The following is an 11,195-nucleotide window of genomic DNA, read 5'->3' as shown; positions in this document are numbered from 1 at the left end:
GCGTTGTGCGGAGACAGCGCCGGGCCGAGGTCGCGCAGCAGCTGCACGCGGGCCTTGAGCACGTAGGACAGGTTCACTCCGAAGACGCCGTCGGCGCCCAGGTCCCGGCCGAAGACGAGGCCGTGGTAGCTCTCATCCGGGGTGTTGAAGCCGGGGAAGCGCTCCGGGTAGGCGGTGTAGTCGAAGTTCCCCGAGTCCACGATCACACCGGCGATCGCCGTGCCGTGGCCGCCGAGGAACTTGGTGGCGGAGTGGATGACGACGTCGGCGCCGTGCTCGATCGGCCGGATCAGGTAGGGCGTGGTCAGGGTGTTGTCCACGATCAGCGGGGCGCCGTGCTCGTGGGCCACGGCGGAGACCGCCTCCAGGTCCAGGACGTCTCCGCGCGGGTTGGCCACGACCTCACCGAAGAAGGCCGCGGTGTTCTCGCGGATGGCGGCCCGCCAGGACTCGGTGTCGTCCGGGTCCTCCACGAAGGTGACCTCGATGCCGAACTTCGTCAGCGTGTGCTTGAAGAGGTTCTGGGTGCCGCCGTACAGCGACGGGGAGGCGACGATGTGGCCGCCCGCCTCGACGACGTTGAGCAGCGCCAACGAGGCCGCCGCCTGGCCGGAGCCGACGGCGAGGGCACCGACGCCTCCTTCGAGCGCGGCGATCTTGTCCTCCACGGCCTGCACCGTGGGGTTGCCGATGCGGGTGTAGATCGGGGCGACCTCCTCCAGCCCGAACCGTTTGCCGGCGGCCTCGGTGCTGGGGAAGACGAAGGAGGTCGTCTGCTGGATGGGCAGGGCCCGGGCGCCGGTCACCGGATCCGGGGCGACGCCGGCGTGGATCTGCTGGGTCTCGAACCGAGGGGTCTGCGTGTGCTCGGTGGTCGTCATGGGAGGTGTCTCCGTTCAATGCGGTCGTGTCGACAGGACCGTCGGAGACACTCCAGGCGTGACGCCCGAAGCTGTTGCCCGTGTGGCGGCCCTGTCGTCGAGGACATGGGTTTGTGGGCCGCACTGTGGTGTGATGGCCCGCGCTTGCCCCACCGCATGGGCGGCAGGGCCTGGTCGTCACCCGGGGCACCCCACCGCGAACTGGAGGGTTGCCGGCCAGCAAACCGGGGTTTGACGCTGGCACTCTTGACCTGCCTCACAGTCTGCCCTGATCTGCGGGATCAGGGCAAGTCTGTGTCCTCAGGTGTCGGACCCCGGGAGCCCAGGAGACCGGGAGCCCAGGAGTCGCACGGACGCGGCACCGCCGCCGACCGCTCCGGTCGGCGCCGCAGCCGCTTGCGCCCCGAGTTGATTCTGGAACCCCGCTGATCTTTGCGGGGTTCCAGAATCTTCTCGGGGCGGGGTGGACTCACACCTCCGCTCAGTCGCGTCCTCCTGGATGACCCGCAGGCTCCACCGCGCCGACATGCCCACCGTCGATCCCACCACCGGTGAGGAACGAATGGAACGTGGGTCGGGCGAAGTCGCCGTGGACCAGTGCCCCGTCCTCGTCGCGCGCGTGAGAGACCGGCGGCGTGGCGGAGACCAGGTCGCGTTGCACCACGAGCCGCTGCCCGTCGGAGGTCTGTGAGCGGCTGCCGTCGTAGAGGACGTTGCTGGCGTCGACGTCGCCGGAGACCTGGTCCGCCCGGTCATGGCTGTCCGTGTGCGCCGAGAGGTTGTTGCGGAAGACGCCCTGCTCCTCGGGCTCGAAATACGGATTGGTGCGGAAGATGTAGTTGTACCGGGCGTTGTCCACCGCCGTGTTGTTGGTCAGCTCGAGCCGGCCCGGGTTGAAGTTGTCGGAGAAGCCGTCCAGGTTGTTGGCGTAGGCCAGGTTCCCGGCGAGCACGTGGTCCACCGGCAGGCCCTCGCCGCCGACCTTGAAGCCGGTGCCCACGCCGGACCCGGCGTTGTAGCCGTCGGAGAGCTGCCCGTTGTGGTGGGCGATGTTGTCCTCCAAGGTGATCGGGAAGTTGGGGCCCTCGTTGGTCCGGTTGTAGAGGTCCCAGCCGTCGTCGATGTTGTGGTGGGCCACATTGCTGCGGAAGACGTTGCCGGGTCCGACGCCGAGCTTGGCAGCGAAGCCGTCGGCATTGATGTCGGCCGGGTCGCGATTGTCGTGGGCCTCAGAGTTCACGATCAGGTTCTCGGCGGGCCAGTCCTCCGGGTCGCCGGAACCGGTGAGTTGGAAGCCGGAGTTGCCGTTATGGCTGAAAACCATCGAGTCGACGACGTTGTGCGAGCCTGAGGAGCGCAGCCCGTTGCCGGCGGAGCGGGTGAGCTCCATGTCCGAGATGACCCAATGGTCAGCGTCCAAGCGGATGATCTGCTGCAGGGCGGACCGACCGTCGAGCGTGACCTCCGCATCCTCTACGGCGGTGAGCGTCTTCGGCTCCTCGGCCGTGCCGGAGTAGGCCGGGGACAGCGAGATGGTGCTCTCCGGCTCATAGTCGCCCTCGAGCAGCTGGACCTCCTGGCCCGGCAGCACGTGGGTGACCGCCGTGTGCACATCGAGCGGGCTCTCCTCGGTGCCGTCCCCCTCGGGGGTTCCCTCAGGCGAGACCACCAGCGGGGCGTCGTCGCGAAACTCGCGCACGGTGACATCGACGCCGCGGGTGATCGGGCTCAGGTCCGGCCCGTCGGCCGGGTGGTAGGTGGCGCTGATGGTACTCGCCCCCTCGGGCAGCTCCAGCTGCGCGGTGAACTCCTCCTCCGCGGTGATGGGCTCACCGGCCAGGACTGTCTCCCCGTCGACGGCGACGTCGACGGTGCCCGGGTAGCTGGCAGATGCGGCGAAGGGATAGTCGGTGCTGCCGGAATGTTCGGGGGCACGCAGGTCGAAGGCGACCGGGGTGACCGGTTCGGGCTGCTCGGGGCGGGGCTGGGTGTCGGCATCGCTGAGGGTCAGGGAGGCGTCGGAGAAGGTCACCGCCACGTTGCGGGAGGCGAAGAAGCCCACGGTCATCAGGTCCGGCTCGATGTCCTGGACCCAGTCCGCGCCCTCGAGCTCGTGGGTGTGGGTCTCCGGCTCATCCAGATGCGTATAGGTGGTGGACATGAGGAAGGCGTCGTCGGTGCGTTCCAGGCGCATGGTGACCGGCTCGTCGATCATCAGTCCGTGCCGTCCGAGGTCCGTGGCGCTGCGCTCCGAGCCCACCGTCCCCCACGGCTCGGTGACGCCGGTGCGTGTCATCCCCACCGACCCATGACGCAACATGGTGGTGGAGGCGTAGTTCGAGGCCGCCGGGACCTCTTCGAAGCCCTCGAGCATGGGGTCCTGGCGGGGTCCGCCGTTGAGATCGCGGACCATCAGCCCCGCGCCCTCCTGACCGTTCGGGTTCGCCCCGGTCTCGGGACCGAGCTGGTGGACGGTCACCTCCGCCTCGAGGACGAAGTTGTGCTCGTTCGGGTCGAGCGTCACATGGTAGAAGGTCAGGCCGTCGTGGCCCGGGGCGAGCTTACCGCCGCGACTCTCCATGAAGATCTCGCCCTCGATCGTGCCGGGCTCATCAGGCACAGCATGATTCACGCCGACCTTCTCCGGCAGCACGTTGGAGGAGAAGTCCAGGTCGGTGGACTGGCCGAAGGTGATCTCCTGCCATTCGAGCTCCTCCGCCTGGACGTCTGGCTCCGGAGCGGACTCCTGCTCGGCGTCGGCCCAGGCCGACGGCGGGGCCAGCAGCGCGCCGACCAGCGCCAGGGCGACGGCCGTCGTCGCTCCGCGGGAGCTCACGGCGGGGCCTCTTCTTCTGCGGACGGTGGGTCGCTCGGGTGCGGCGGACTCGGACATCTGGTCTCCCCCTCAGGCAGTGGACAGCGCTGTCCCGACCAACCTAGAGGTGATCATCGTCACAGAGAAGGAGATTCGACGCTGAGTGCATTGCCAAGGAGGAATCGTCCGATACGCTCCTCGACCTGACGCGCCACAGCGTCATCGTCCACCACTGGCGCCCCGACATGATTCTGGAACCCCGCTGACCTTCGCGGGGTTCCAGAATCATGTCGGGGCAAAACGGTCAGGCCTGCGACTCAGACCCTCCTGCCCAGACCGCAGGATCAGACCCGCAGGATCAGGGCGTCACCCTGACCGCCGCCGCCGCAGAGGCCGGCCGCGCCGACTCCGCCTCCGCGGCGTCCCAGCTCCAGCGCCAGGTGCAGCAGCAGCCGCGCACCGGACATCCCCACCGGGTGTCCCAGGGCGATGGCCCCACCGTTGACGTTGAGCTTCTCCTCCCCGATCCCTAGCTGCCGCGCCGAGGCCACCCCGACGGCGGCGAAGGCTTCGTTGATCTCCACCAGGTCCAGCTCGGCGGGCTCGACGCCCTCCTTGGCGCAGGCCGCTGCGATGGCGTTGGCCGGCTGCAGCTGCAGGGAGGAGTCCGGACCGGCGACCATGCCGTGGGCGCCGATCTCGGCGATCCACTCCAGCCCGAGCTCCTGGGCCTTCTCCTTGGCCATGACCACCAGGGCGGCTGCACCGTCGGAGATCTGTGAGGCCGAGCCGGCCGTGATGGTGCCGTCCTGGGCGAAGGCGGGACGCAGCTTGCCCAGCGATTCGGCGGTGGCCTCGGGCCGGATGCCCTCGTCCGCGTCGACCACCAGCGGCTCCCCGCGACGCTGCGGCACCTCCACCGGGACGATCTCCGCGGCGAAGAGGCCGTTCTCCTGGGCGGCGGCGGCGCGCTGGTGCGAGGCGGCGGCCACCCGGTCCTGCTCCTCCCGGGAGACCTCGGCCTCGCCGGTGTTGCAGGACTCGGTCAGCGCCCCCATCGCCTGAGAGGTGGCCTGGTCGTAGAGCGCGTCATAGGCCATGGAGTCGACCAGTGCGGTGTCACCGTACTTGGTACCGGTCCGGGAGCCGGGCAGCAGGTGCGGCGCGTTGGACATCGACTCCATCCCGCCGGCGACGACGATCTCGCACTCCCCGGCGCGGATGAGCTGGTCGGCGGTGGCCACGGCATTGAGGCCGGACAGGCACACCTTGTTCAGGGTGATCGACGGCACCGAGGCGGGGATCCCGGCCCCGATCGAGGCGGTGCGTGCAGGGTTCTGCCCGGCGCCGGCCTGGATCACCTGACCCATGACCACATAGTCGACCGCGTCACCGGAGACCCCGGCACGCTCCAGGGCGCCGGAGATGGCGACCGCGCCGAGCTCCGCGGCCGACAGCGACGACAGCCCTCCCAGCAGCCGCCCCATGGGCGTGCGGGCACCGGCGACGATGACAGTTCCAGACATGACTCTCCTCTGCTGCAGTGATGGTCGCATCCTGTCCGGGAGCCGGACGACGCCGCGGCCGCACCGCAGAGGACGCCGTCGTCCCGTCAGACGTCCAGCCAGAGTATCGCGGTGAGCAGCGTCACGTCAGACGTCGGCGACGCCGACCGCGCGCTGTCAGCTCGCATCCGGACGGAGACGGCACACTGTCCGTCATGATCGTCTCCGAGACCGCCCCCTCCGCGGGTGCTACAGCGTCGCCCCCGCCTGCAACCTCCCTGGCGCCGCACATGTCGACGCTCGCGGACTGGCCCGCCCAGCTCTGGGACCGGGTCGCCGCCGCCCAGGATCCCGTGAGCTGGCAGGTGTCCCTGCTGCTGGCCGCCGTCGTGCTGGCCGTGATCTGGAGCCCGGGCGGGTACCGCCTGGTGCGGCACCTGGTGACGCTGGTGCATGAGGCGGGCCACGCCGTCGTCGCGGCCCTGGCGGGCCGGCGACTGCAGGGAGTGCGCCTCCATGCTGACACCTCCGGCCTGACGGTCTCCCGGGGACGGCCGGACGGCCCCGGCATGATCGCCACGCTGTGCGCGGGCTACCCGGCCCCGGCCGTGGCCGGGGCCGCGGGCGCGATGCTGCTGGGCGCCGGCCACGCGGCGGCGGTGCTGTGGATCCTGGTGGTCACCAGCGCCCTGATGCTTCTGCTGGTGCGCAACCTCTACGGCCTGTGGGTCGTGCTGATGCTCGGCGCCACGGTGGGCGCACTGTCCTGGTGGGCCACCGGACCGGTGCTCTCGGCGGCCGCCCAGGTGGTGGTGTGGTCGCTGCTGCTCGCAGCGCCGCGGGCGGTCGTCGAGCTGCAGCGCCAGCGCCGACGCACCCGCGGCGGTGACAGCGACGCCGACCAGCTGGCCCGCCTCACCCGCACTCCCGCGGCCCTGTGGGTGGGGCTGTTCTGGCTGGTCTGCGTCGCGGCGCTGGCCCTGGGCGGCTGGCAGCTGCTCGACGGCGCCCCCTGGCCCTGGGGCTGAGCTGCCCTAGCCCTGAACAGCACTGGCCCTGAACTCCACTGGGCCTGAACAGCACGGGGCCGGTAGCCTGAAGTCCATGACCTCCCCCACGGCGAGCACCGGCCCCACCGCAGAGTCCTCCGAGGTCGGCCGGGTGGTGATCGTGGGCGCGGGCGACCTGGGCACCCGGATCGGACGACTGCTGCGGTCGGCAGGCCGCGCCGTCGACGGCTGGAAGCGTGACCCCTCGACGCTGCCGGAGGGGTTCGGCCGCGTCCCGGCGGACCTCACCCGCGGCTCGGAGCTGCCCGAGCTGCCCGAGGACACCGCCGCCGTCGTGTTCTGTCCGACCGCTGGGGCGCGCTCCGCAGCGCGCTACCGAGCCGTGTACCGTGACGGCCTGCGCGCGCTGCTGGAGCGTGCCGATCGGCTGGGCGGCCGCTCCGGACGGCGGGTTCGGATGGTGCTGGTGTCCTCCACCGCGGTCCATGGCGGGGAGGAGGGCCTGATCGATGAGACCTCTCCCCTGCACCCGAACACTCCGACCGGCGAGGTGCTGGCCGAGACCGAGCAGCTGCTGCGCAGCGACGATTCGGTGGAGTCCGTGGTGCTGCGCCTGGCCGGGATCTACGGGCCCGGACGTCGACGACTGCTCGACCAGGTGCTCGGCGGAGGGTTCGGCGCCGCCGCTGAGCTGACCGGTTCCGCCCAGGTCTCCACCGCCGGAAGCCTGGGCACGGACCCCTGGAAGATCTCCAACCGGATCCACGTGGACGACGCCGCCGCGGCGGCCGCCGCGATGGTCACCGCATCCGAGTGCCCCTCGGTGCTGCTGGGCGTGGACGAGCTGCCCGTGCCGGTGGGGATGGTGCACGACTGGCTGGCCGATGAGCTCGGCCTGCCGCGTCCGTGGCCGCACCTCATCCCGGAGGGCGTCGCACTGGACCAGGTGCTCCACACCGGGCGGGAGGACCCCCTGTGGAGCGCGACGCCGGCCCACGGCCGGGCCGTCGACGGCGCGGCGCTGCACCGCTTCCTGGGCGGGCTGAGGCACCCGGACTTCCGATCCGGCTATGCGCCGATGCTCGAGAAGCCCGCCGCGGACGACTGAGAGGGCCGGTCAGCCGACCTCTGCCGCCGCACGGGCCGCCGCACGGGCCGCCGCCCAGAGATGTGCTTGACATCACATGACGGCGATGCTTGAGTTGACTTACCGACCAATCGGTCTGGAAATAAGTCGAGGAGTGTCGATGACCGAGCCCACCCAGCTGGCCTACGAAGGCGTGATCATGCCCGACGGCGGACCCCGGCACAGGATGCTGGAGACGGACCGTTGCACCCGCTGGCTCGGCGCCGAGGTGCTCCAGGCCGACCCCGGGCACGCTCGCCTGCGCATGACGGTGCGCCGCGAGATGACCAACGGCTTCGACATCGTCCACGGGGGAATGATCTTCGCCCTGGCCGACACCTGCTTCGCCATGGCGTGCAACCACCCCGACGGCGACGACGCCACCGTGACCGTCGCCTCCGGGGCCGACATCAACTTCCTGAAGACCGCCTGGCTGGGTGATGAGCTCATCGCCGAGGCCGTGGAGGTCTCCCGCTCCGGACGCAGCGGAGTCTACGACGTCACCGTCACCCGCGGGGACGAGACCATCGCCGTCTTCCGCGGCCGCTCCCGCGCCGTCCCGTCCCCCGGAAAGAAGTGAGCCATGAACACCCTGGCCGACGAACCCACCCGTGACAGCGCACAGCCCCACGACCCCGCCCTGCCGGATCCTGAGGAGCTGGCCACCCGCGAGGAGATCGAGACGCTGCAGCTGACCCGACTGCAGCACACCGTCCGGCACGCCTACGACAACGTCCCCGCCTACCGCGCGCTCTACGACGCCCACGGCGTGGGACCCGATGACCTGCGCAGCCTGGAGGACCTGGCGAAGTTCCCCTTCACCGACAAGGAGTTCCTGCGGGCGGCCTACCCGTTCAAGGCCTTCGCCGTACCCATGGAACAGGTCCGCCGGATCCACGCCTCCTCGGGCACCACCGGTCGCCCCACCGTGGTGGGCTACACGCAGGACGACATCGACGTCTGGGCGTCGCTGTTGGCCCGCTGTCTGCGATTCTCGGGCGTCCGGCCGGGCGACCTCGTCCACAACGCCTACGGCTACGGCCTGTTCACCGGGGGCCTGGGCGCCCATTACGGCATCGAGAGGCTCGGCGGCACCGTGATTCCGATGTCCGGCGGACAGTCCGAGAAGCAGGTGCAGCTAATCCAGGACTTCCGGCCCCGCGTCATCCTGTGCACGCCCACCTACCTGCTGGCCCTGGCCGACACATTCCGGGAAGCCGGCATCGATCCGCGCTCCACCTCCCTGGAGATCGCGGTGCTCGGCGCCGAACCGTGGACCGAGCAGATGCGGCATGAGATCGAGGAGACCTTCGCGATCCGGGCCTGCGACATCTACGGCCTCTCCGAGATCATGGGCCCGGGCGTGGCCGGCGAGTCCTGGGAGCTGCAGGACGGCTCCACGATCTGGGAGGACCACTTCCGCCCCGAGATCATCGACCCGATCACCGAGGAGCCGCTGCCCACGGGGGAGGACGGCGAGCTGGTGTTCACCACGCTCACCAAGCAGGCGCTGCCGATCATCCGCTACCGCACCCATGACCTGACCCGGCTGATGCCGGGCACCGACCGGCCGGGGCATCGACGCATGGCCCGGATCACCGGTCGCAGCGACGACATGATCATCCTGCGCGGGGTGAACCTGTTCCCCTCCCAGATCGAAGAGATCGCCCTGGAGATCGAGGAGCTCTCCCCGCACTTCCAGCTGCGCCTGAGCCGCCCAGGAACCATGGACGAGATGACGGTCCACATCGAGCGCCGGCCGGAGTGCGACGGCGCGGCCGCCGACTCCGCCGGCGCTGAGCTCGCCCGCCGCATCAAAGTCCGCATCGGCACCAGCTGCCGAGTATCGGTGGAGGAGCCGGGATCGCTGGCCCGCTCCTCCGGAAAGCTGCGGCGCATCTACGACGAGCGTCCGCGGCAGGCCGGATAGCCTGATGCCCATGACGACCACCCCCACCTCTTCCGGGACCTCGCGCCGCGGGCGGCCCGGCTATGACCGCGAGGCCCTGCTGACCGTCTGCGTGGAGGCCTTCAACCGCCACGGCTACGAGGCCACCTCCATGGGAGCGCTGTCCCGGGAGCTGGGCATCTCCAAGTCCGCGATCTACCACCACGTCTCCTCCAAGGAGGAGATCCTGGACATCGCGCTGAACCGGTCGCTGGCGGAGCTGGAGCGCGTGGTCAGCGAGGCCGAGGCGCTCGGCGCCCCGGCGGTGGACGAGCTGGAGACCATCATCCGGGAGTCGGTGAAGGTCCTGACCGCCTCGCTGCCGTACGTGACGCTGCTGCTGCGGCTGCGCGGCAACTCGGAGATGGAGGTCAAGGCCCTGCAGCGACGCCGGGAGATCACCCTGCGGATCGCAGAGCTGATCCGTCAGGCCCAGGCCGACGGCGACCTGCGTGACGACGTCGACGCCCGCACCGCCTCGCGCCTGGCCATGGGCATGGTCAACTCCCTGGTGGACTGGTACCGCCCGCAGGACGGGCAGCCCGACGACGCCCTGGCCGCGACGGTCACCCACCTGCTGCTGGACGGGCTGCGTTCCCCGCGGAGCTGACGCCGCCACCACATCCTTCTGCCGCCGATCGGGCGATGCGAGTGCCCACCGAAGGCTTCACGGCCGACGAGGCCCGTCGCATCGCCCGATCGGTGCGTTCCCGCACCTGTCCTGGACCAGATATCCCCAGGTCATCGTGTGTTGACCATCACACCTACCCTGCTATACTGAACGAACGGTCGGTAATTCAGGCGACGGAAACGAGGACCAGCATGTCGGCAGAGCACCCTTCCCAGGACCCCCACGCACCGCAGCTCCGCCTGGCGGACGACTCCGACGCGTCCGCGGCCGCGGACGCCGCGCGGGCCGGTCAGGAGCGCTTCGAGGAGCTCATCGCCGCAGACTCCCGAGTGGAGCCGCGGGACTGGATGCCCGAGCCGTACCGCAAGACCCTGGTCCGCCAGGTCTCCCAGCACGCGCACTCGGAGATCATCGGGATGCAGCCGGAGGGCAACTGGATCTCCCGCGCCCCGAGCCTGAAGCGCAAGGCCATCCTCATGGCCAAGGTCCAGGACGAGGCCGGCCACGGACTCTACCTCTACTCCGCAGCCGAGACGCTGGGCACTCCGCGGGACGAGATGTTCGACCAGCTCTACACGGGCCGCGCGAAGTACTCCTCCATCTTCAACTACCCGGCCCGGACCTGGGCCGACGTCGGCGCCATCGGCTGGCTGGTCGACGGCGCGGCCATCACCAACCAGGTACCCCTGTGCCGCGCCTCCTACGGGCCCTACGGACGCGCGATGGTACGCGTCTGCAAGGAGGAGTCCTTCCACCAGCGGCAGGGCTGGGAGATCCTCTACACGCTCTCCCACGGCACCGAGGAACAGCATCAGATGGCCCAGGACGCCGTGGACCGCTTCTACGGACCTGCCCTCCAGATGTTCGGCCCGCCGGACAGAGACTCCCCCAACTCCGGACAGTCCATGGCGTGGAACATCAAGCGCTTCTCCAACGACGAGCTGCGCCAGCGCTTCGTGGACATGATCGTCCCCCAGGCCGAGGCCCTGGGGCTGACGCTGCCGGACCCCGACCTGCAGTGGAACGAGGAGCGCGGCCACTACGACTTCGGCGAGCTGGACTGGGACGAGTTCTTCTCCGTGCTCAAGGGCAACGGCCCGCTGAGCCGCCAGCGCCTGGAGCACTACCGCCGCGCCCGTGACGAGGGCGCGTGGGTGCGCGAGGCCGCCGCGGCCTACGCCGGCCGCCAGCACCAGGAACAGGCCGCCCTCGCCGGCGCCTGATCCATCGGCTCGTCACATCCCATCACCCTTCGACTCCCGAGACACCCTCAGGAAAG

Annotated in this window: 9 protein-coding genes and 1 riboswitch; of the genes, 6 read left to right on the top strand and 3 right to left on the bottom strand. The window is 70.1% G+C overall.

The genetic code is table 11. The features are described 5' to 3' along the window. The 3 genes from Q7C18_RS13250 to Q7C18_RS13240 all read right to left on the bottom strand — a co-directional run. On the bottom strand, positions 1 to 881 hold an 881-nt coding region (locus Q7C18_RS13250), incomplete at its 3' end, for an aminotransferase class V-fold PLP-dependent enzyme (protein ID WP_311025781.1). Positions 882 to 1,016: 135 nt separating this feature from the next. Then, positions 1,017 to 1,133, bottom strand: a riboswitch (SAM riboswitch). A gap of 229 nt (positions 1,134 to 1,362) precedes the next feature. Beyond that, positions 1,363 to 3,717, bottom strand: coding sequence for a right-handed parallel beta-helix repeat-containing protein (locus Q7C18_RS13245; RefSeq protein ID WP_311025780.1), 2,355 nt, complete (start codon positions 3,715 to 3,717; stop codon positions 1,363 to 1,365). 323 nt (positions 3,718 to 4,040) lie between these two features. Continuing rightward, the gene (locus Q7C18_RS13240) at positions 4,041 to 5,222 is read right to left on the bottom strand and encodes an acetyl-CoA C-acyltransferase (RefSeq protein ID WP_311025779.1); all 1,182 of its coding nucleotides are present in this window, start codon (positions 5,220 to 5,222) and stop codon (positions 4,041 to 4,043) included. Between the two features lie 269 nt (positions 5,223 to 5,491). Between Q7C18_RS13240 and Q7C18_RS13235 the strand changes: the two genes are divergently transcribed. The 6 genes from Q7C18_RS13235 to paaA all read left to right on the top strand — a co-directional run bounded on the left by Q7C18_RS13235 (position 5,492) and on the right by paaA (position 11,139). Next, on the top strand, positions 5,492 to 6,229 hold the full coding sequence (locus Q7C18_RS13235) for a M50 family metallopeptidase (RefSeq protein WP_311025778.1): 738 nt from the start codon (positions 5,492 to 5,494) through the stop codon (positions 6,227 to 6,229). 76 nt (positions 6,230 to 6,305) lie between these two features. Beyond that, positions 6,306 to 7,319 (top strand): NAD-dependent epimerase/dehydratase family protein, encoded by a 1,014-nt coding sequence (locus Q7C18_RS13230; protein ID WP_070158947.1) that lies wholly within the window; start codon positions 6,306 to 6,308, stop codon positions 7,317 to 7,319. Between the two features lie 139 nt (positions 7,320 to 7,458). After that, positions 7,459 to 7,917 carry a hydroxyphenylacetyl-CoA thioesterase PaaI gene (gene paaI, locus Q7C18_RS13225; RefSeq protein ID WP_311025777.1) on the top strand — a complete coding sequence of 153 codons (459 nt, stop codon included), beginning with the start codon at positions 7,459 to 7,461 and terminating at the stop codon, positions 7,915 to 7,917. Between the two features lie 3 nt (positions 7,918 to 7,920). Then, on the top strand, positions 7,921 to 9,267 hold the full coding sequence (locus Q7C18_RS13220; protein ID WP_311025776.1) for an AMP-binding protein: 1,347 nt from the start codon (positions 7,921 to 7,923) through the stop codon (positions 9,265 to 9,267). A gap of 10 nt (positions 9,268 to 9,277) precedes the next feature. Next, complete coding sequence (locus tag Q7C18_RS13215) at positions 9,278 to 9,895, top strand: TetR/AcrR family transcriptional regulator (protein WP_070158952.1); 618 nt, start codon at positions 9,278 to 9,280, stop codon at positions 9,893 to 9,895. A 212-nt stretch (positions 9,896 to 10,107) separates the two neighbouring features. Then, positions 10,108 to 11,139 carry a 1,2-phenylacetyl-CoA epoxidase subunit PaaA gene (paaA, locus tag Q7C18_RS13210; RefSeq protein WP_311025775.1) on the top strand — a complete coding sequence of 344 codons (1,032 nt, stop codon included), beginning with the start codon at positions 10,108 to 10,110 and terminating at the stop codon, positions 11,137 to 11,139. The last annotated feature ends 56 nt before the right edge of the window (positions 11,140 to 11,195 follow it).

Source organism: Nesterenkonia sp. CL21, assembly GCF_031705515.1.
In the GTDB taxonomy this organism is placed as follows: domain Bacteria; phylum Actinomycetota; class Actinomycetes; order Actinomycetales; family Micrococcaceae; genus Nesterenkonia; species Nesterenkonia aethiopica.
The sequence above is the reverse complement of the archived record's forward strand: the minus strand, read 5'-3'. Positions and strand labels throughout refer to the sequence as shown.